The sequence below is a fragment of the Testudinibacter aquarius genome (assembly GCF_004342725.1).
GTDB classification, from domain to species: domain Bacteria; phylum Pseudomonadota; class Gammaproteobacteria; order Enterobacterales; family Pasteurellaceae; genus Chelonobacter; species Chelonobacter aquarius.
Map to the genome: position 1 here is coordinate 1 of NZ_SMCP01000013.1, position 20,230 is coordinate 20,230.

The following is a 20,230-nucleotide window of genomic DNA, read 5'->3' on the forward strand; positions in this document are numbered from 1 at the left end:
TAGGCTTCATCTAATCTAAAAAAGTATTTTGACCCACTACGCCCAAAATAAAACCCACTATCCATAAAAATTAGTGGGTTTGTCAGCAGTCTGAAGCAGCCTTTCGGCTGCTTTAGAGAGTTGATCATCAGTTGATCGTAAGACCGCACTTTTGCTAAATTTAGGCTTGATCGCCGATCAGCACGGATTCCAATGCGATTTCGATCATGTCGTTGAAGGTTAATTGACGTTCTTCAGCGCTGGTTTGTTCGTGGGTACGGATATGGTCGGAAACGGTGCAGATACACAGCGCTTTGGCGCCGAATTCAGCGGCAACACCGTAAATACCGGCGGCTTCCATTTCTACGCCCAAAATGCCGTATTTTTCCATCACATCGAACATCGCCACATCCGGCGTGTAAAACAGATCGGCAGAGAAGATGTTACCGACCCGCACGTTTACCCCTTTTTGTTTCGCCGCTTGCACCGCTGCCTGTGTCATATCAAAGTCGGCAATTGCGGCAAAATCATGATCTTTAAAGCGAATACGGTTGACTTTTGAGTCGGTACAAGCACCGGCACCGATCACCACATCACGCAATTTGACATCCATTCGTACCGCACCGCAAGAACCGACACGGATGATTTTGTTGACACCGTATTCGGTGATCAGCTCTTTAGCATAGATCGAGCAAGACGGAATCCCCATGCCGTGCCCCATAACCGAAATTTTGCGCCCTTTATAAGTGCCGGTGTAACCCAGCATATTACGCACATTGGTCACTTCTTTGGCGTCATCTAAAAAGGTTTCTGCAATATATTTAGCGCGCAGCGGATCGCCCGGCATTAAAACAACATCGGCAAAAGCGCCGTCAACAGCATTAATATGTGGAGTTGGCATAATTTTAGTCCTCTTTTTTAATCAGTTATTTTTAATTCAATTATTTATTAAAGTTAATCATTGATGTGCCGTAATCCATTGGCGACAGGTCAAAATAATTAGCAATGGTTTGTCCGATGTCGGCAAAAGTTTCACGTTTGCCCAAGAAGCCTTTCGGTACCTCGCTGCCGTACAGCAACACCGGCACATGCTCACGGGTGTGGTCAGTACCTGTCCAAGTCGGATCACAGCCATGATCAGCGGTAATAATCAGTAAATCGCCCTCTTCCACCAGTTTCAATACTTCCGGCAGACGCGAATCAAAATATTCCAACGCTTGGGCATAACCTGCCACATCACGGCGATGGCCATAGTCCGAATCAAAATTGACAAAGTTCGGGAACACAATCGTATTATCACCAGCGGCTTTGATCTCAACAATCGTTTTGTCGTAAATCTCTTCCAATCCGGTTGCTTTCACTTTGCTCGTGATGCCGGTGTGGGCATAAATATCAGCGATTTTACCGATAGAAACCACTTCGCCTTGTTTTTCGTCGACCAGTTTTTGCAGTACCGTGGCTGATGGTGGTTGCACCGAATAATCATGGCGGTTGCCGGTACGTTTGAAATTACCGGCTTTGTCACCCACAAACGGACGGGCAATGACACGACCGATATTGTAGCCTTCCAACTCTTCACGTACGATATGGCACAACTCATACAATTTCTCCAAGCCGTACGCCTCTTCATGGCAGGCAATCTGGAATACGGAATCGGCAGAAGTATAGAAAATCGGTTTGCCGGTTTTCATGTGTTCTTCGCCCAAATCATCCAGAACAACGGTACCGGAGGAGTGGCAGTTACCCAAATAGCCCGGAATACCGCTCTTTGCTACGATTCGGTCTAACAGTTCTTGTGGGAAGCTGTTTTGATGATCTTTAAAATAGCCCCAATCAAACAACACCGGCACCCCGGCGATTTCCCAGTGACCTGATGGCGTATCTTTACCGGATGAAATCTCTTTGGCAAAGGCATAGCCGCCGATCACGTCTGCATCGCCATCCATTCCTGCCGGCACACGCCCGGTTGATTCTTTTGCTGCCAATGCCAACCCCAATTTAGTCAGGTTAGGCAGTTTTAACGCACCGCTGCGCTCGGCGTTATCCGCTTTGCCTGCTGCACATTGCTCAGCAATATGCCCTAAGGTATCAGACCCGACATCTCCAAATTTATCCGCATCGGCGGCAGCCCCGATTCCAAAGGAATCCATCATTAAAATAAAGACTCTTTTCATGTTATTTTCCTATTGTTATGACTATTGTTATAACTATTGATATCACTAATATCCACTCGTTGTTTTAGACTGGCTTTTACCACTTAAAGTTCCCAACAAATCGTTCAGCAACCCAGAGGCGCCAAAACGGAAATGTGTCGGGTTGATCCAGCCAGCGCTGAGAATATCTGCGGCTAATTGCAGATACTGCTGTGCATCTTGTGCGGTGCGTACACCACCGGCCGCTTTAAAACCGACCCGATCTTGCACTTGCAAATCCACAATGGTTTGTAACATAACCGCAGCGGATTCCAAGGTCGCATTGACTTTTACTTTACCGGTCGAGGTTTTGATAAAATCGGCACCGGCACGAATCGAAATTTCAGATGCCAAACGGATCAACTCCGCTTGCTGTAATTCACCGCTTTCGATGATCACTTTCAACAGCACGCCATTCTCGGCACAGACTTGTTTACAACGACTGACCAAATCGAAACCGCACTTTTGATCACCATTGATCAAAGTGCGGTATGGAAACACCACATCGACTTCATCTGCACCGTAAGCAATGGCTGCTTTGGTTTCAGTGACCGCAATTTCGATGTCGTCATTGCCGTGTGGAAAATTGGTTACGGTGGCGATTTTCACCTGGTTCAAGCCAAGCTGGCGCAAGGTTTTGCGCGCAATCGGAATAAAGCGTGGGTACACACAAATCGCCGCCGGCGAACCAAAATCTGTTTTTGCCTGCCGGCACAATTCGATAATCACCGCATCGCTGTCATTATCGTTTAAGCTGGTCAAATCCATCAAACTTAACGCCAGTTTGGCTGAAGTCTGTCTATTTTCTAATCTATTCATTATGACACTACCTTGTTACATAAAATACCAATGACAAACACCACGCCTGGCGTGGTGTTTAAATATTAGCAGTTTTTTGACGAATTATCCGACTAATACTGCACCGGTCAAACCGATAAACAAGCCGGCAATTGCGGCACTCATCAGGTTCGACAAAGAACCGGCGATAACCGCTTTAATCCCTAACCGAGCGACATCGGAACGACGGTTTGGCGCCATAGTACCTAAACCACCAATCAAGATTGCAATAGAGCTGAAGTTAGCGAAACCACACAAAGCAAAAGTAATGATAGCTTTAGTTTTTTCAGTCAGCACCATCGGCGCTTCGGCACCCAGATATTTGACAAAATCCATGTAAGCCACAAATTCATTGATGACTAATTTTTGTCCGATCATTGAACCTGCGACTTGTGCTTCATTCCATGGCACCCCGATAACATATGCCAACGGTTGGAACACCCAGCCTAAAATAATTTGCAGTGACAGCTCCGGATAGTTAAACCAACTGCCGATACCGCCGATAATCCCGTTCAACAAGGCAATCAAGGCGATAAATGCCAATAACATTGCGCCTACATTCAGTGCCAACTGCATACCGGAAGACGCCCCCGCAGCAGCGGCATCTAACACATTAGACGGTTTTTCTTCCACCGCATCGTGATCCAAATCATCATGCGGATGTTCAGTTTGTGGAATCAAAATTTTAGCAAACAGCAAGCCACCCGGTGCCGCCATAAACGAGGCTGCAATCAAATACGGCAACGGTACTCCCATTTGGGCATAACCGATCATGACTGCCCCGGCAACCGACGCCAAACCACCACACATAATCGCAAACAGCTCTGATTCGGTCATTTTGGCGATATACGGTTTCACAATCAACGGCGCTTCAGTTTGCCCAACGAAAATATTGGCGGCTGCCGACATAGATTCTGTTTTGGAGGTTTTCAACACCAGTTGCAGGAAACCACCGATAATTTTGATCACCCACTGCATTACGCCGATGTAATACAACACTGAAATCAACGATGCGAAGAAAATGATGGCTGGCAATACCCGTAACGCAAACACGAAACCACCACCGCCAAAGACCTCGAACATTTTGTCGCTGACCAAGCCGCCAAATAAGAAACCGATACCATCATTACCATAATTGATTACTTTCTGTACACCTTCCGCAGCAGCTAAAAGTGCATCACGCCCAGCCGGCACATAAAGAATCAATGCACCGATACTGACTTGAATCGCTAATGCTCCCAACACCGTACGAAGGTTAATCGCTTTACGATTGTTTGATAATAGGAATGCAATGCCCAACAGCACAATGATGCCTAATATGCTCATTAATGAGTCCATAATTACCTCTAGAATAGTCTTTAAAATTTTTGTTATAAAAAATATAGCTTAAAATATATCAATTTCTATTAAAGATAGTCGATTTGATAGCCTATTGATTGGTGCAACTATACGCCTTTTTCTAAAAAAATCTGAAAATAATTTCCATAATGCGATCAAAATCAACTAATCATAAAAATATTCTAATTTCTTGATTAAAAACACAGCAAAATATTGATTTAACAAACCGTTATTACCTTGTTGATACCGCACTTTCTGGCATATTGTTCCAGCTGATTCATATAGCCGATGTCCGGGATATAAGCCGTAATACCATCTGGATCGCGCGTGCCTTTGGCGTGCACTCGAATCAGCTTAAAAATCACTTCTGGATGCCCTTTGAGCAACGTTGCTGTCTGTTCGATCAACTCGTAACTATCAACAAAATCGAGCATCACAACCAAGCGGACTTCTTCAATTTTTCCCAGCGCTAACAGACGGCGCAAATTGTCAAGATTGCGGGTCAAATTTGCCGACTTCATTCGCTGTGTCGTGATCAAATTGTCCGGCACTTTTCCGCTCTGATTTTTACGCTCGAAGCAAAGTGCTTGCAAGCCCAAGCCACTGCCTTTCAGATCAAATAAAAATTTGTCGGTCAGCGCAATCAACTCTTGCATCGGTTCAAACTCAAAAAAACCACTCGAATCCAAATAACAACTTAAACCCAGTTGGCGCAACGCCTGAAACAGCGGCACTAATTTACGATGGTGAATGGTCGGCTCGCCGCCCGAAATCGTCACGCCACGAATAAACGGCATTGAATCTTGAACTTGATCATAGAGATAACGCAGACTAACCCGTTTACTGTCAGCGCTGTACCTTGGAATGGTTTCCGGATTGTGGCAATACAAACAGTTCAATTTGCAGCCTTGCAGAAAAATACTGATGCGGTTGCCTGCGCCTTCAACATTAGAAAAAGGAATAATGCGGTGCAGCGGTAGCGTAATATTGGAAAGTGCGGTCAGCAAACCGCACTTTGAATCATTATCTGACAACAAACCGTTATCCGGCATTGACATTGCCCTGATCACGCAGTTGGCGGTCAAACACCTGCGCACAGTCATCGGTTCCCGCACCAAACCAAGTCGTATCGCGCAATACTGCCTCGCCTTGACGGAAACGTTCGACTTCGCTTTTCTTCACCAGATAGCCGGTAACTCGAATCAAATCGGTATTTTTCAGATAGGTGGTGATATAGCGATAATTCAGAGCAAAGGCGCCATCGATGATATCCACCACGGCATCAAGGTGATCAACATAGGTTTGATCAAAGACAAATAAGTCGCCAGTGCCGGATGGAAAATATTGATGATACGGCGCGGATTGTTTTAAGTGTGCTAATAAGGTCGGCTCTTGTCCGACTTTGACCCGATGTGCCGGCGTATTCAATTTATCTTCCGCATCAATACTGGCACCCACTTGGGCATGCAACAAATAGTGGTTGTCGGTTCTTTCGGCGTAAACCCCGATATGGCTGTCATTCACGCTTTTTAATTTTTGCATGATTGCAGTGGCAATTTCCTCACCTCGCGCACTCTGCCCAAAAGTTTCGTCCAAACCCTCTTGCCGCAACAGATGGTTGGTGGCATCAGCCAAACCGACAATCGCAAACATTCCGGTAAAATTGGTGCGCTTAATAAAGCCTTCTTGCTCCAAAAAGCTGGTCTTGAAAAAATTGCTCTGTTCGACAATAAATTGATGCCGCTTATCCATGGTAGAAAGTGCCAATTTAGCCACTTTCGGCAACAGTTGTTCCACCATTTCCGTGACCGAGCTGCAAGCTCTGGCTATCGTGCCCAAACGCAAACGAGTCAACGTATAAGCCCCGCCGCATTCCGGCAAGGCGTTATAACAACTGGCAACGCCATACTCTTCGCCCAAATCGGCACGATAATAAGCATCATTGGCAAACGACGGCTTGGAAACCAGCAAACAGGCTTTTGCCGCCAACTCAGCAAATTCACGCGAGGTTTTGTTTTTATCATAACGAATCGTCATATTCGGCGTCGTGTTTTCCAGCTCGATCACCGCCTGTAGGATCAGTCGTCCGGCACGGGTTTCATAAGGGCCGATATTGGCGTGACAAAAAGAGTCCGGTACGGTTTTATCAATATGATTTAAAAAGCGTTTAATTTTGATATAGTCTTGCGCTTCATCGCAAATAAACGGCTCCAGCAAGCTGTCTAACCGTCCGATATAAACCGGAAACGTGGTAATCGACGGAACATGGGAGTAAATAATCAGCAATCCGTCCAACACTTCATCAAGGGTTTTCGGTACCGGCAGATCCAGAAAGCGACAACCATTTTTAACATAGACCGAATAATCCGGCAAAATGTAGCGCGGACGATAAACCGCATAGCCTTCATTCAAATCACAAATCATTTGATTTTGAAGATATTGCCACTCTTCATCGCTATAACCCAACAGGTCTCTTGGATCAAACAAACGCTCGGCAATATTACCTAATGTCATTAATTTTTGTTGATAGGTCAAATTTTCGGCTTTAACCGTGTCCAGAATATCCTGCAATGTTGCTAACATAACTGCTCCCTCAATATCCTCTACTCTAAAAAACAAATGGTATAGAATTCACCTTTCGCCCGCAAGATTAAAACTGTGATCACCGTCAACTAACCGGGATATTTTTCAATTTAGCTCACTGATACTAAAAAATAATTTAGCAATTGAGCAGAACACGATTAAAATGGCGTGGATATTGCTCACTCTCGGAAATCTATGACCGTTAATACCTTCAAAAAACAGTTCGCCGTTCTCCCAAAAACCAAATGGAGCGCCAGTCGGTTATGGGAGTTCAAAAGCCGGAGCTTCGTGCCGCTGTGCATTTCGCTGATCTTGGTCGGTATCGGGGAAGGATTTTTATTGGTCTCCAATCTCGGTTCTGCTCCTTGGACAATTTTGTCACAGGGCATCGCCCTGCAAACCGAAGTCAGTGTCGGCGTTGCTTCTTTTATCGTCAGTTGTCTGGTGATGTTATGCTGGTTTCCGCTGCATTTAAAAATCGGTTTAGGCACGGTGTTGAATATTATCTTGATCGCGATTGCGCTTGGCGTCACCGCTAAAATGGTCGCCTCGCCTGCAACCGCACTTGGACAGATCGGCTATGCTGTGATCGGCATTTTATTGATGGGCACCGGCTCTGCGTTTTACCTCACCTGCCATATGGGCGCCGGCCCACGCGACGGCTTAATGGTCGGACTATGCCAACGCTTTAAACTCAAAGTCGGTTTGGTGCGCACCCTAATGGAAAGCAGCGTCGCCCTGATCGGCTTTTTACTCGGCGGCACACTGGGCTTTGCCACGCTACTGTTCGCATTTTCTATCGGCTGGGTTATTCAATTAACCTTATACTGCTTCACGGCTTATGACAGCAAATAGGGTCTGTTATCTCGAATAAAAATATTGAGCTTATATTAGAGTGATGGATTGTGGAAAAATTGGTTTGGTGGAGATAGACGGGATCGAACCGACGACCTCTTGCATGCCATGCAAGCGCTCTCCCAACTGAGCTATATCCCCATAAGAATGGTTTTAATGACAGGTCACTAAAGTGCGGCTATATTAATAACCGCACTTTGATCTGTCAATCTGATTTCTGCAATTCTTTGCAATTTTGGCATCGAATGGCGAAAATTAAATCAGTTGTTTATGCTGATAACTTGTTTTGGATAAACTCCAGTGCTTTTTCAATTCGCACCAAGCTGCGTTCTCTGCCGATGCCGACCAATGTCACGTCCAGCGATGGCGATTGCCCGCTACCGGTCACGGCAACCCGTAGCGGCATACCCACTTTGCCCATGCCGATGTTTAATTCTGCTGCGGTTTGCTCGATCGCTTGATGAATATCCTGTGCATTCCAGTCATCAAGTGCGGTCAGCTTTTGCAACACCACGCTAAGCGGTTCGATTGCAGCGGCTTTAAAATGTTTTTTGACCGCACTTTCTTCAAATTCAGAAAAATCTTCAAAGAAATAACGGCTTGCCACAGCCATCTCTTTTAAGGTTTTACAACGTTCGCCGAGCATTTGCACCACGCTTGCCAAACTTGGGCCATTGCTGGTGTCGATCTGCTGATCTTGCATATGCCATGCCAGATAGCCTGCGACTTTTTCCGCCGGTAATTCGCGGATATAGTGGTGGTTCAACCATAATAGTTTATCGTGGTTAAACGAGCTGGCGGAACGACTGACCGAGGTCAAGTTAAATAACTCGACCATCTCTTCACGACTAAACACTTCCTGATCACCGTGCCCCCAGCCCAAACGCACTAGGTAATTGTTTAGCGCTTCCGGCAGATAACCGTCATCGCGATATTCCATCACACTGACTGCACCATGGCGTTTGGACAGTTTTTGCCCGTCTTCGCCTAAAATCATTGAAACATGCGCATACACCGGCACCGGGGCACCCAGCGCTTTTAAGATATTGATTTGACGTGGCGTATTGTTGATGTGATCTTCACCGCGCACAACGTGAGTAATCCCCATATCCCAATCGTCCACCACCACACAAAAATTATAGGTTGGCGAGCCATCAGTACGGCGGATAATCAAATCATCCAGCTCTTGGTTGCTGATCTCAATTCTGCCACGGATCGCATCCTCAAAAACCACCGAGCCTTCGGTCGGATTTTTAAAACGCACCACGTGCGGTTGGGTTTCCTGATGCGTATCATCATGCAAGCAGTGGCGATCATAACGTGGCTTCTCTTTATTTTGCTCTTGCTGTTCACGCAAAGTCTCTAACCGCGCTTTGCTGCAATAGCAACGGTATGCCAAGCCTTGTTCCAGCATTTGGTCGATCACTTGATTGTAACGATCAAAGCGTTTGGTTTGATAATAAGGACCGTGTTCCCAGTGCATATCCAGCCATTCCATCGCTTCCAAAATCGCATCGGTTGCGGCTTGGGTGGAGCGTTCCAAATCGGTGTCTTCAATCCGCAATACAAATTCGCCTTGATTGTGGCGGGCATACAGCCAAGAGTAAAGTGCGGTACGTGCACCACCAACATGTAAAAAACCGGTCGGACTAGGGGCAAAACGGGTTCTGACTTTCACGCCAGGATTAAAATTGAACAGGGGTTGAATATCCATTGCTTGACCTTGTAAATTCGAGAATAAAAATAAAATACTGGATATTGTACTATGACTGACGGCTATTGATAGATAAAATTAATCTTAGATGTTTATTTTTGCGCCAATTAGCCCGAAAAAAATAAAAAACCGTTGACTGCAAAGCTGCACCCATTATAATGCTCGCTCACAACAAATGGGCGATTAGCTCAGTTGGGAGAGCACCTCCCTTACAAGGAGGGGGTCACTGGTTCGAGACCGGTATCGCCCACCACTTTTTCGTAAGTGTCTGTTTGTTGTTATAAGTTTGACCTAGCGGGCGATTAGCTCAGTTGGGAGAGCACCTCCCTTACAAGGAGGGGGTCACTGGTTCGAGACCGGTATCGCCCACCACTTTCCGCACAAACTTATCCCTTTGATTTTAAAGCAATCTTAAGTGGGCGATTAGCTCAGTTGGGAGAGCACCTCCCTTACAAGGAGGGGGTCACTGGTTCGAGACCGGTATCGCCCACCACTTAATTGTTTAAAATCAAAACCGCACTTAATCATTTGATAATTCCTCACTAATGATTATTGTCGGGCGATTAGCTCAGTTGGGAGAGCACCTCCCTTACAAGGAGGGGGTCACTGGTTCGAGACCGGTATCGCCCACCACTTTTCTTTTTTTCTCAAGATAAAATAGATCCAGCGCATAAATCACTTTATCCATTCTATGCCATTGTCACAATAGTTGGTATAATATTGAGACTGTTTATCAATAACATTAAAAATTTATGTTTGCCTTTCTCCGCTTCCCTTTTTTGCTGCTGTTGTCCAGCGCTTCAATGTTTGCGCTTTGCCGCCTGCTTTTTATCGGGCTGTATTCTGATTATTTTAGTACATTAACTTCAACACAATATTGGCATGTGTTTTGGCAAGGCTTTCGGTTTGATATGCATATCAGTGTGATTGTATTTTCACCGATACTATTAATTGCTGCTTTACCGCTAAAAGTTGTTCAAAAGCCGCTGTTACTGAAAAAACTCGCCTATATCGGGCTGCTGTTATCATTAATTATGTTGGCGTTAACCTTAATCGATATCACTTATTTCGGCGAAGTTTACCGCCATATCGGGCAGGAGCTGTTTCAACTCACCGACGATTTTGATCTGATTATAGAATTGGCATTAACCTCACGCATTATCTACACCTTAGCCGGTATTGTATTACTGATTTTATTTGCAATTTGTTATAAGAGTGCGGTTATCAACATCACTGCTCGCCAATCGGTGACATTATCTCAACCGATCTGGTTACGCTTTATTCTTTACGCTGCTTTCGTTCTGTTCTGTTTTTGGTTGGCGCGCGGCATGATTATACAAAGCCGCCCGATCGGTTATGCCGATGCCTTCAAACACAACGTCACATCTGCCGAATCCAATCTTATTCTGAACAGCGTATTTGTTATTGCGAAAGAGGCAAAAAACCGTCAATCTAATACAACACTTGATATTTTAACTGAACAAGAAAAGCAGCAATGCCACAAAAAATGCGTCGACAACTTTCAATTTAAGGCAACAGCAGCCTCCTCAAACAATACAAAGAAAAATGTGGTGTTTATTTTGCTGGAAAGTTGGAGTTATCAATATATCGACGGGCTCGCAGGCAGTCATTATCACGTCACACCGTTTATCGACAGCTTGATTCCGAAAGCACAAGTTTGGGATCGTTTCTACGCTGCAGGACAACGCAGTATTATCGGCATCCAAGCGGCGCTCACTTCAACACCGGCATTAAATAATTTTCCGGCACTCGGTTTTGGTCTGGAGTTAAATCGGCTGAATAAACCGGCTGAAATCCTCAATCAACACCACTACCGCACTTTAATGCTGCAATCATCGAATCGCCGCTCGTTTAATATGGATGGTATCGCCAGTATTCTCGGTTTTCAGGAATATTACGGCAAAGAGGATATACCTTTGGTTCGGCAATATCCGCAGGATACGCCAAAATTTGGCTGGGATTACGATAGCTTGATGTTTTTAAACCAAAAGTTGAATGAAACCGAATATCAACAAAAACCGTTTTTTGCGTTTTTATTTACCGGCACAACACATGAACCCTTTGCCGATCCCGGCGCTGAATTTCATGTCTATCCCCATGATAATGCCGACAAAAACGGATTTTTAAATACTTTGCGCTACAGCGATTGGTCTTTGCAGCAATTCATGCAAAACGCCGCACAACAGCCTTGGTACAATAACACTATTTTTATTTTTACTGCCGATCATGTCTTGAAAACCAGCTCTGACCATCTGCATGAACAATTTCATATCCCATTGATTATCTATACTCCCGATGGCAGCTTAGCACCGCTGCGCCAGCAAACATTAGCAACGCAATATGACTTGCTGCCAACCTTGTTTGATTTACTTGGAATAGGCGACACCATCAGCACATTCGGTCAGTCGCTGCTGCATCCACAAATAGATAACCCACCGCTAATGCTCAATCGAGGCGATGCGATCGGTGTTATCTCAAATAGTGGAAGTGCGGTTTTAAATGGTGAGCAACAGTCAGAACTGAGCAATACTTCGCCAGCTTTACAACAAGAAATTCAGCAATTAAAGTGGAAAATTATTGGCGCAGAGCAAAAACTCAAGAAAAATCAATGGGTAGAATAATCCCCAAATTATCATAAATTTGGGGATTGTTGAGTTACTGAGTATGCCGCTGTTTCAACTTGCCAATCACATCTGCCCAAGATAAATCGGCATCTTGTAATAAGACGGTCAAGTGATAAGCCAAGTCCGCTGCTTCGCAAATGGTTTCATCACGATCTTTCACCGTGGCGGCAAGTGCGGTTTCCACTCCTTCCTCACCGACTTTTTGTGCAATACGTTTGGTGCCGCGCGAATACAGGTGTGCGGTGTAAGAACTGTCCGGATCGGCACCTTTGCGTTCGGCGATCAATCGCTCCAACTTGCTGAAGAAAATCCAATCCGGCTGCTCTTTATTGGCAAACTGGTGGAAACAACTTTCCGCCCCGGTATGGCAAGTTTCACCAATCGGATCGGCTAAAATCAATAAGGTATCATTGTCACAATCCAGGCTCATATCCACAACATTGAGGAAATTGCCCGACGTTTCGCCCTTAGTCCATAAACGTTGCTTAGTGCGTGAAAAAAATGTTACCTTGCTTTCAGTTACAGTTTTTTCTAATGCTGCTTGGTTCATATAGCCAAGCATTAATACTTCGCAGGTTTCAACATTTTGCACGATTACCGGCAGCAGGTTATCCACTTTTTGCCAGTCGATTGTTTGCATATCTAACATTTTTTATCCTATTTTAGAAAAATCTTAGCACCGCACTTCCACCCCTTGCCCCGCAAGGTAGGTTTTCAGTTCGCCGATATTGATAATTTGTTTATGGAACACGCTCGCCGCCAGTGCGCCGTCCACATTGGCTTGCATAAACGCATCACGAAAATGCACCATTTCGCCCGCACCGCCGGAGGCAATCAACGGCACGTTACACACCGCACGCACCGCCCTGAGCTGAGTTAAATCATAGCCTTGACGCACGCCGTCCTGGTTCATCATATTCAACACGATTTCACCTGCACCACGTTTTTGCACCTCTTGCACCCAATCCAGCAGCTGCCAGTGGGTTTGACGGGTGCGGGTTTCATCGCCTGTATATTGATTGACCCAATACTTGCCGCTGCTTTGCTCGAACCAGCTGTCAATCCCGACCACTACTGCCTGTACCCCGAAACGATCTGCCAAGCGGGAAATCAACTCCGGATCCGCCAACGCCGGCGAGTTGATCGAAATTTTATCCGCACCGAAGGCGAACAGTTTTTCCGCATCGTCGATAGTTTTAATCCCACCGGCAACACAAAACGGGATATCGATCACTTGCGCCACCCGTTCAACCCAGCTTTTATCCACGGTACGCCCGTCCGACGAGGCTGTAATATCGTAAAACACCAGCTCATCGGCACTTTCATCGGCATAGCGTTTCGCCAACGGCACGATGTCGCCGATAATTTCGTGGTTGCGGAATTGCACGCCTTTCACCACCTGCCCGTCACGCACGTCTAAACAAGGAATTATCCGTTTTGCCAGCATTCAATCGCCTCCTCTACACTAAATTTGCCTTCTAATAACGCTCGCCCGATAATTACCCCAGCTACGCCCGTGCCTTTTAATGCAGCCACATCCGCAAGCGAGCCGATACCACCGGAGGATTGGAATTGAATTGTCGGGTATTTAGCACAAATTTCGCAGTATAGATCGACGTTCGAACCTGCCAAGGTGCCGTCACGCGAAATATCGGTGCATAACACATGTTGTAAACCGACTGATTGATAATCTTCGATCAATTCCTCCAGCGATACGCCGCTGGCTTCCTGCCAACCGCTGATGGCAATAATTTTTTCGCCGTTGGCGGCAATGTTCACATCTAACGCCAGCACGAACTTCTCCGCACCGTACTTTTCAAACCAGCCTTTGACCATCGCACGTTCTTTCACCGCAGTTGAGCCAATCACGATTCGATTTGCACCCACCGCCAATAAATCGGCTATATCTTGCTCAGTGCGAATGCCACCGCCCACTTGCACCGAGCAATTTGTCGCTTGAATGATTTCTCCGATTAATTTTGTTTGACGTTTCGCCGGATCTTTCGCCCCGGTCAAATCTACCAAATGCAACTGCTCCGACCCTTGCGCCACATAATCGGCAAAAAGTGCGGTCGGATTGGACGAATAGTTGGTCTGCTTGCCGTAATCGCCCTGATGTAAGCGCACCACTTGACCGTCAATCAGATCAAGTGCCGGGATAATAATGGATTTTTTCATTGTGGCTATCTTTCCTATTTTTTGTTAATTTTGGCAACATTGCTAATAAGTTCTGAAAAATCAATCGCTTTTTGTTGAGTGACCACGGATTTCCCAGTCTCTTGTTCTAAACTTTCCCGAGCCACCTTGGCGACATTACCACCACGTTTTGCCACTTCTCGATTTTCATCAAAGCCCTGCGGGTGGCTAATTTGAGTAATATCTTTCGTTGCGGCTTCCGCCAGCATATTTAAAACCAGTTCAGTGGTAGACATATTGTCGCGTAAACTCTCTTTTTTTAACCCTTTGAACGATTTATATTCACGCGTGGTCATTCCGCTCCAAGCTTGAGTAATTTCATTGGTTAAAATTGCAAATTCACGCCCTTGCTCCACCCCGTGATCCTGCCAAGCGTCGGTCAATTCTTTGCGCACCTGAATCGCCTGCAAACGTTGATTAATCCATTCACGGGAGTAGCCTTTCTTCGCATAGGTTTCCAACGCACGATCAATCGTCAGTTCAGGATCAATAATTTCATCCATCCGCTCCTTTGCCACTTCCGCCAACCACATTTTAAACGGCTCGGCTTTTGGCGATGGAATAGACTGGATAATACGGAAAATACCTTGTGTATCAGTAGCATCGCTCTTATACATTTTTCCATCAGTAGATTGAAATTTCAGTTGTACGATTTTTTCGTACAACTCATTTGCCCCTTCTTCAACCTGTAATTTTCGTTTTAAATCACTCCAGTATCGACGGGGATTATTACTTTCTGTTAATGCCAGAACAATATCCACCACACTAAAAAACCATTCTTGTTTTTCTTCGTCCCAAACTGAACGAATCTGGCTATTTTCAAACAATTTAATCTCACTCATCAGGTTTTCCCTCCACTCAATTTAACTGTAATTATATACAGTATTTTGCAAGTAAAAAACCGTCAATAAGCATTTCTGGAACAGTGATCGCAAAATGCGAGGATCTAACCGCACTTTAGGTATTTTCTACAAAATTGCGCAACAACTGTGCCCCGGCCTTGCCGGAGCGTTCTGGGTGGAATTGCACCCCGTAGAAATTGTTGTGACCTAGCGCCGCTGAAAACGCTACACCGTAATCACAAGTAGCAATGGTATTTTCGTTCGGCAGTACGGCATAGCCGTGAACAAAATAAAAATGGCTGTTTTGTTCAATCTCGGCAAACAGTGGGTGCTCCGCTTCATACTGCACTTGATTCCAGCCCATATGCGGCAACGGTAAGCCCGTATCGGGAATTAAATCCGTATGCCCCGACATTAAATTCAAGGTAGCTAAATTGCCTTCTGCAGAAAATTCGGTCATCAACTGCATGCCCAAGCAGATGCCCAACACCGGTTGACTGGCATTGAGAATAGTATCAATTAGTTGGCGCTCTTGTAGATTTTTCATCGCCGCAAGTGCGGTTCCCACTCCCGGCAACAGCAGTTTATCCGCCTGCTGAATCTCATTCAGATTCCGACTGATTTTTGCCTGATAGCCCAAACGATCCAGCGCAAATTTCACGGATGACAAGTTGGCACAGCCGGTGTCGATAATCACAATATCCATAGTTTTCCCTTATCTTTTGTGCCCTTATTTTAATTCCAAATATATTTCACTTCGCTGATTCACACCAATAACAGTATGATTCTCCTGTGTATTGTGCCCAGATTAAGTCTGTAAAAGCTAAATAGTGCAAATACAAAAGCGCAGACCGTTTCATCTTACTTTCTCAAAGTACAATTTGAATATAAGCTTTAATTGCGATTTTAATCAATTACTTGATTTCATACACAGTTACACTACACCCCGTAGTTAAGCCAATCGGGGCAACTTCATAATCTTTACCAGCCTCTGGAGTAAAAATCACTTTTTTTCCTGTGCAGCCTTTAAAAGTAACAATCACGGTATGATTAAAAATAGGATCATGGTGCTTATGCTGATTCCCCATAATCGAATTATTTACCGTTACCTCGCTACCGGCCGGAATAACAAATTCTTTAAAGAATGCTCCTGAAATAATGCCTGATAATTTGCTTGGATCTTTACTCAGCTCACTTTCCGGCATACCGATACTTTCATTACCTTTTGTTCCAATGAAAGATGAAAAGGCTTGTCCTAAACTACCACCCACATTGACAGTTTCTTTTTTGCCGTCAATGGATATTGCCATAATAGTCGGCCTGCCATTTTGCCCATATAAACGAATGCGAGCCTCATTTTCAGGATTATAGACTTTATCTTTAGTCGATAATTCCGTGTTTACACAACCAGTTAAAAGCAATATTAAAAAAGTTAATCCGATTTTTTTCATATTTCTCTCCATTATTATCACTATTAGTTTATTTGAAAATATTATCAGCGGGGCTCAATGCACATTTCACCACTACAACACCCCTTTCGAACTTGGCAGCTGGTCGCTTTCAATTCGAATCGCTTGGCGTAAGGTTCTGCCGAAACATTTGAACAGCGCTTCAACCTGATGGTGGGCATTTTTGCCTTTGACGTTTAAATGCAAAGTGCACGCCAAAGCATAAGAGAGCGACATAAAGAAGTGTTCTGCCATTTCGGTGCTGAAATCACCGACTTTGTCACGGGTGAATTTGGCTTTGAATTTCAGATACGGACGACCGGAGAGATCCAGCGCACATTCTGCTTTGCATTCGTCCATCGGCAGTACAAAGCCGAAGCGGGCAATACCACGTTTATTGCCTAAGGCTTGTTTCAGGGCTTCACCTAAGGCAAGTGCGGTATCTTCGATGGTGTGGTGATCGTCGATATGCAGATCGCCGTCCACTGTCACGTTCATGCGGAAACCACCGTGAGTGGCAATTTGATCGAGCATATGATCAAAAAAGCCTAACCCGGTTTTGATCTCATTCATGCCTTGCTCATCCAGCCAAACTTCAACCCGAATATCGGTTTCTTTGGTAGTGCGAACTACTGCTGCATGGCGTGGCTTAAAGCCCGGTTTGCGAATCCGTTTTGCCAGAATTTTTTCAACAATCAAATCCCAATTCAGATTTTCAGGGTGGTATTGCAAGCCGGTAATGCCCAAATTATCCGCCAGTTGCATATCGGTTGAACGATCGCCGATCACATAGCTGTGCTTCGGATCGAACAGCCCTTTATTAATATATTTTTTCAACAATCCCAGTTTCGGCTTGCGGCAGGTGCAGTTGTCTTCCGGGCGATGCGGGCAGATCAAGACATCATCAAATTCAATGCCCTGCGATTGAAACAGCTCCATCATCGCATTATGCGGCAGATCAAAATTTTTCTGCGGCAGTGACTCGGTGCCGAGACCGTCTTGATTGCTGACCATCACAAAACGGAAGCCTTTATCGCGCAATTTCAGCAATGCCGGAATCACGTTCGCTTCAAATTTCAGTTTTTCCAGCGTATCAATCTGAAAATCGGTTTTCGGTTCATCAATCAACGTGCCGTCACGGTCGATAAACAGAATTTTTTGTGGAGTGGTTTGTGTCATGATGTTGTCCTTATTATTTTGCGGAAATCGCCCGAATCGCTTCAACCACTCGGCGGTTTTCTTGTTCTGAGCCAATGGTAATCCGAATACAGTTGCTTAAGCCGAGAGCCTTGTTTTGATCACGTAAAATAATACCCTGATCCCATAAGGTTTTAAACACGTTTGTTCCGTTTTGGAGTTTGACCAGAATATAGTTGGCTTCACTAGCGAAAATTTGCGCCACGATAGGCAGCGATTGCAGTTGGTTAATCAGCCAAGTGCGGTATTCAATCACTTCGGCAGCCCGTTGCTGCATTTCCGCCAGACCGTTTTGATCGAGCGCCTGACAGGCTAAATCGGAGACCGGTACCGGAATCGGGTACGGTGCAATCACTTTTTGCAATATGTTGATCAATTCCGGATTTGCCAAGGTGAAACCACAACGCAACCCGGCGAGGGCAAAGGCTTTCGACAGGGTGCGGATAAGCGCCAAGTGCGGGTAATTTGCCAATTCGTTTGCCATCGTCGCCTGCGGACAAAATTCGATATAGGCTTCATCGACCACCACAACAGCACGATCACGGGTCATCTCCAATAAGGTTAACAAGTCCTCACGCTTGACGACATTACCGGTCGGGTTGTTCGGGCTACAGACGAAAATCACTTTCACTTGTTCAAGATTTTGTTCGATTTCGGCTAAATTCAACTGAAAATCCGCCGTCAGTGGCACGGTTGTGGTTTGAATGCCACAGGTTTCGGCGCTGACCGCATACATGCCGTAAGTCGGCGGACAATACAGCACTTTGTCGTCCGCTTCACAAAAGGCACGGATAATCAGTTCAATACTTTCATCACCACCACGGCTGACCAGCACATTCTCCGCTTTTAATCCGGCATAAGCGGCATAACGCTCCAGCAATTGTTGCGGTTGCGCTTCGGGATAGCGGTTAAACGTGCGGTTTTGCAGGTTGAGATCCGGCGAAGTCGCATATTCATTGGCATTCAGCCACACATCACCCTTACCGCCCAAACGGCGCGCCGATTGATACGGCGTTAAGGCTTGAATATTTTTACGTGAAAGTTGTGAAATAGTCATCATATTTTCCTCTTTATCCCATCTTCGCCAAGCGGATACTGACCGCCTGTTTATGCGCATCTAGCTGTTCTGCGGCTGCCATCAATTCGACTGTGCGTGCCAGTTCTTTAAAACCTTGCGGGGTGAGTTCTTGCACCGTCATGCGCTTGCTGAAATCCGCTAAACCAAGGCTTGAGCTGGTGCGCGAGTAGCCGTAGGTCGGCAACACATGGTTGGTGCCGCTGGCGTAGTCGCCCATGCTTTCAGGGGAATATGCGCCTAAGAAAATCGAACCGGCATTGTCCAGTTGCGGCAGTAACGCACGGGCGTTTTCCACTTGTACGATTAAATGTTCCGGTGCATAGCTGTTGCTAATTTCAACGCACTGCTGTAAATCCTCAGCGATAATGGTGCGGCTGTGGCTCAGGGCTTTGCGAGCGGTTTCGGCACGCGGCAGGCTGGCAAGCTGCTGTTCAATGGAAAGTGCGGTCTGTTCCGCCAATGTTTTGCTTGGGGTGAGCAAAATCACTTGGCTGTCTGCGCCGTGTTCTGCTTGTGATAATAAATCACTTGCCACAAAATCCGCATCGGCCAATTCATCGGCAATCACCAATACTTCGGAAGGGCCTGCCTGCATATCAATTGCCGTCCCCAGTTGGGTGACTTGGCGTTTAGCTTCGGTGACAAAGGCATTGCCCGGTCCGAAAATTTTATCCACTTTTGCAACGGTTTCGGTGCCGAATGCCATGGCAAACACCGCTTGCGCCCCGCCCACCGCATAGATGGTTTCCACCCCGCACAGATTGGCGGTATAGAGAATTTCATCGGCAATCGGCGGTGGAGTGCACAGCACCACTTTTTGACAACCGGCAATTTTTGCCGGAATGGCCAACATTAATACGGTCGAAAACAGTGGTGCAGAACCGCCGGGAATATATAAGCCGACTTTATTAATCGGGCGAGTCAACACTTCGCATTTCACCCCGGCTTGGGTTTCCACTTCAATCACATTGGGTTTTTGTGCTTGGTGAAAGGCTTCAATATTGCGGTACGCATTTTGAATCGCCTGTTTTAACGCTTCCGGCACACGTCTTGTTGCTTGCAAAATTTGTTCGTTTGAAACCGTCAAGCTGTCCAACCGCACTTTGTCAAATTTTTCAGTTAGTTCAAGCAGGGCACTGTCGCCGTTGTTTTTTACATTTTTTTGAATTTCTAACACCGTTTGTTCGATAGACTGCGAATTAGTGATTGCAGGGCGTTCAAGTGCGGTGGTTTGTTCAGCTGTTGTTAAGTTGTTCCAAATGATGGTTTGCATATTCTTTTTCTCCGTTATTTCCGACAGCGACTAACGTCGCAATCGGTAGCAAG

Annotated in this window: 18 protein-coding genes and 5 tRNA genes; 6 read left to right on the forward strand and 17 right to left on the reverse strand. The window is 45.7% G+C overall.

All coding sequences use genetic code 11. The features are described 5' to 3' along the window. Window positions 1-160 precede the first annotated feature (160 nt). The 6 genes from deoD to EDC16_RS11275 form a co-directional block, all read right to left on the reverse strand. Window positions 161-880 carry a purine-nucleoside phosphorylase gene (deoD, locus tag EDC16_RS11250; protein ID WP_132967952.1) on the reverse strand — a complete coding sequence of 240 codons (720 nt, stop codon included), beginning with the start codon at window positions 878-880 and terminating at the stop codon, window positions 161-163. A gap of 40 nt (window positions 881-920) precedes the next feature. Beyond that, window positions 921-2,153: a phosphopentomutase gene (deoB, locus tag EDC16_RS11255; RefSeq protein ID WP_132967953.1), complete on the reverse strand. Its 1,233-nt coding sequence runs from the start codon at window positions 2,151-2,153 to the stop codon at window positions 921-923. A gap of 45 nt (window positions 2,154-2,198) precedes the next feature. Beyond that, the gene (deoC, locus tag EDC16_RS11260) at window positions 2,199-2,990 is read right to left on the reverse strand and encodes a deoxyribose-phosphate aldolase (protein ID WP_132967954.1); all 792 of its coding nucleotides are present in this window, start codon (window positions 2,988-2,990) and stop codon (window positions 2,199-2,201) included. 84 nt (window positions 2,991-3,074) lie between these two features. Further along, entirely contained in the window at window positions 3,075-4,346 is a 1,272-nt protein-coding gene (locus tag EDC16_RS11265) for a NupC/NupG family nucleoside CNT transporter (RefSeq protein ID WP_132967955.1), read from the reverse strand. 218 nt (window positions 4,347-4,564) lie between these two features. Then, window positions 4,565-5,350: a 4Fe-4S cluster-binding domain-containing protein gene (locus EDC16_RS11270; RefSeq protein ID WP_132968013.1), complete on the reverse strand. Its 786-nt coding sequence runs from the start codon at window positions 5,348-5,350 to the stop codon at window positions 4,565-4,567. Between the two features lie 37 nt (window positions 5,351-5,387). After that, complete coding sequence (locus tag EDC16_RS11275) at window positions 5,388-6,929, reverse strand: YjjI family glycine radical enzyme (RefSeq protein WP_132967956.1); 1,542 nt, start codon at window positions 6,927-6,929, stop codon at window positions 5,388-5,390. Between the two features lie 195 nt (window positions 6,930-7,124). Between EDC16_RS11275 and yczE the strand changes: the two genes are divergently transcribed. Then, window positions 7,125-7,784: a membrane protein YczE gene (gene yczE, locus EDC16_RS11280; RefSeq protein ID WP_132967957.1), complete on the forward strand. Its 660-nt coding sequence runs from the start codon at window positions 7,125-7,127 to the stop codon at window positions 7,782-7,784. Window positions 7,785-7,849: 65 nt separating this feature from the next. Here the strand turns inward: yczE and EDC16_RS11285 are convergent. Both EDC16_RS11285 and gltX read right to left on the reverse strand, forming a co-directional pair. Continuing rightward, window positions 7,850-7,925: transfer RNA gene (locus EDC16_RS11285), tRNA-Ala, on the reverse strand. Between the two features lie 127 nt (window positions 7,926-8,052). Continuing rightward, complete coding sequence (gltX, locus tag EDC16_RS11290; RefSeq protein WP_132967958.1) at window positions 8,053-9,498, reverse strand: glutamate--tRNA ligase; 1,446 nt, start codon at window positions 9,496-9,498, stop codon at window positions 8,053-8,055. A gap of 177 nt (window positions 9,499-9,675) precedes the next feature. Between gltX and EDC16_RS11295 the strand changes: the two genes are divergently transcribed. The 5 genes from EDC16_RS11295 to EDC16_RS11315 all read left to right on the forward strand — a co-directional run bounded on the left by EDC16_RS11295 (window position 9,676) and on the right by EDC16_RS11315 (window position 12,140). Beyond that, a tRNA-Val gene (locus EDC16_RS11295) sits at window positions 9,676-9,751 on the forward strand. A gap of 43 nt (window positions 9,752-9,794) precedes the next feature. Continuing rightward, window positions 9,795-9,870: transfer RNA gene (locus tag EDC16_RS11300), tRNA-Val, on the forward strand. Between the two features lie 45 nt (window positions 9,871-9,915). Beyond that, window positions 9,916-9,991: transfer RNA gene (locus EDC16_RS11305), tRNA-Val, on the forward strand. Between the two features lie 64 nt (window positions 9,992-10,055). Continuing rightward, window positions 10,056-10,131, forward strand: a tRNA-Val gene (locus EDC16_RS11310). Between the two features lie 119 nt (window positions 10,132-10,250). Further along, the gene (locus tag EDC16_RS11315; protein ID WP_132967959.1) at window positions 10,251-12,140 is read left to right on the forward strand and encodes an LTA synthase family protein; all 1,890 of its coding nucleotides are present in this window, start codon (window positions 10,251-10,253) and stop codon (window positions 12,138-12,140) included. Between the two features lie 34 nt (window positions 12,141-12,174). On the opposite strand, the gene hisIE is transcribed toward EDC16_RS11315, so the two are convergent. From hisIE to hisD, 9 genes are all read right to left on the reverse strand, one after another. Continuing rightward, complete coding sequence (gene hisIE / locus EDC16_RS11320) at window positions 12,175-12,783, reverse strand: bifunctional phosphoribosyl-AMP cyclohydrolase/phosphoribosyl-ATP diphosphatase HisIE (protein WP_132968014.1); 609 nt, start codon at window positions 12,781-12,783, stop codon at window positions 12,175-12,177. 33 nt (window positions 12,784-12,816) lie between these two features. Beyond that, complete coding sequence (gene hisF / locus EDC16_RS11325; protein ID WP_132967960.1) at window positions 12,817-13,590, reverse strand: imidazole glycerol phosphate synthase subunit HisF; 774 nt, start codon at window positions 13,588-13,590, stop codon at window positions 12,817-12,819. After that, complete coding sequence (gene hisA / locus EDC16_RS11330; protein ID WP_132967961.1) at window positions 13,572-14,321, reverse strand: 1-(5-phosphoribosyl)-5-[(5-phosphoribosylamino)methylideneamino]imidazole-4-carboxamide isomerase; 750 nt, start codon at window positions 14,319-14,321, stop codon at window positions 13,572-13,574. Before hisA ends, hisF begins: the two co-directional genes overlap by 19 nt. A gap of 14 nt (window positions 14,322-14,335) precedes the next feature. Further along, window positions 14,336-15,181, reverse strand: a complete 846-nt coding sequence (locus tag EDC16_RS11335) for a BRO family protein (RefSeq protein WP_132967962.1) — start codon at window positions 15,179-15,181, stop codon at window positions 14,336-14,338. A 115-nt stretch (window positions 15,182-15,296) separates the two neighbouring features. After that, entirely contained in the window at window positions 15,297-15,887 is a 591-nt protein-coding gene (gene hisH / locus EDC16_RS11340; protein WP_132967963.1) for an imidazole glycerol phosphate synthase subunit HisH, read from the reverse strand. Window positions 15,888-16,095: 208 nt separating this feature from the next. Beyond that, a complete protein-coding gene (locus EDC16_RS11345) occupies window positions 16,096-16,632 on the reverse strand; it encodes a hypothetical protein (RefSeq protein WP_132967964.1) in 537 nt (178 codons plus the stop codon). 72 nt (window positions 16,633-16,704) lie between these two features. After that, window positions 16,705-17,808, reverse strand: coding sequence for a bifunctional histidinol-phosphatase/imidazoleglycerol-phosphate dehydratase HisB (gene hisB, locus EDC16_RS11350; protein ID WP_132967965.1), 1,104 nt, complete (start codon window positions 17,806-17,808; stop codon window positions 16,705-16,707). A gap of 13 nt (window positions 17,809-17,821) precedes the next feature. After that, window positions 17,822-18,883: a histidinol-phosphate transaminase gene (gene hisC / locus EDC16_RS11355; RefSeq protein WP_132968015.1), complete on the reverse strand. Its 1,062-nt coding sequence runs from the start codon at window positions 18,881-18,883 to the stop codon at window positions 17,822-17,824. Between the two features lie 13 nt (window positions 18,884-18,896). Further along, window positions 18,897-20,177, reverse strand: a complete 1,281-nt coding sequence (gene hisD, locus EDC16_RS11360) for a histidinol dehydrogenase (protein ID WP_132967966.1) — start codon at window positions 20,175-20,177, stop codon at window positions 18,897-18,899. Window positions 20,178-20,230: the final 53 nt, after the last annotated feature.

What these genes read in the sequence shown, in the direction of transcription:
- yczE (WP_132967957.1), top strand. Translation starts at nt 7,125, where the DNA reads ATGACCGTTAATACCTTCAAAAAACAGTTCGCCGTTCTCCCAAAAACC.
- EDC16_RS11315 (WP_132967959.1), top strand. Translation starts at nt 10,251, where the DNA reads ATGTTTGCCTTTCTCCGCTTCCCTTTTTTGCTGCTGTTGTCCAGCGCT.
- hisIE (WP_132968014.1), bottom strand. Translation starts at nt 12,783, where the DNA reads ATGCAAACAATCGACTGGCAAAAAGTGGATAACCTGCTGCCGGTAATC.
- EDC16_RS11335 (WP_132967962.1), bottom strand. Translation starts at nt 15,181, where the DNA reads ATGAGTGAGATTAAATTGTTTGAAAATAGCCAGATTCGTTCAGTTTGG.
- deoD (WP_132967952.1), bottom strand. Translation starts at nt 880, where the DNA reads ATGCCAACTCCACATATTAATGCTGTTGACGGCGCTTTTGCCGATGTT.
- hisF (WP_132967960.1), bottom strand. Translation starts at nt 13,590, where the DNA reads ATGCTGGCAAAACGGATAATTCCTTGTTTAGACGTGCGTGACGGGCAG.
- EDC16_RS11345 (WP_132967964.1), bottom strand. Translation starts at nt 16,632, where the DNA reads ATGAAAAAAATCGGATTAACTTTTTTAATATTGCTTTTAACTGGTTGT.
- deoC (WP_132967954.1), bottom strand. Translation starts at nt 2,990, where the DNA reads ATGAATAGATTAGAAAATAGACAGACTTCAGCCAAACTGGCGTTAAGT.
- hisA (WP_132967961.1), bottom strand. Translation starts at nt 14,321, where the DNA reads ATGAAAAAATCCATTATTATCCCGGCACTTGATCTGATTGACGGTCAA.
- EDC16_RS11275 (WP_132967956.1), bottom strand. Translation starts at nt 6,929, where the DNA reads ATGTTAGCAACATTGCAGGATATTCTGGACACGGTTAAAGCCGAAAAT.
- gltX (WP_132967958.1), bottom strand. Translation starts at nt 9,498, where the DNA reads ATGGATATTCAACCCCTGTTCAATTTTAATCCTGGCGTGAAAGTCAGA.
- hisH (WP_132967963.1), bottom strand. Translation starts at nt 15,887, where the DNA reads ATGGATATTGTGATTATCGACACCGGCTGTGCCAACTTGTCATCCGTG.
- EDC16_RS11265 (WP_132967955.1), bottom strand. Translation starts at nt 4,346, where the DNA reads ATGGACTCATTAATGAGCATATTAGGCATCATTGTGCTGTTGGGCATT.
- hisC (WP_132968015.1), bottom strand. Translation starts at nt 18,883, where the DNA reads ATGACTATTTCACAACTTTCACGTAAAAATATTCAAGCCTTAACGCCG.
- deoB (WP_132967953.1), bottom strand. Translation starts at nt 2,153, where the DNA reads ATGAAAAGAGTCTTTATTTTAATGATGGATTCCTTTGGAATCGGGGCT.
- hisD (WP_132967966.1), bottom strand. Translation starts at nt 20,177, where the DNA reads ATGCAAACCATCATTTGGAACAACTTAACAACAGCTGAACAAACCACC.
- hisB (WP_132967965.1), bottom strand. Translation starts at nt 17,808, where the DNA reads ATGACACAAACCACTCCACAAAAAATTCTGTTTATCGACCGTGACGGC.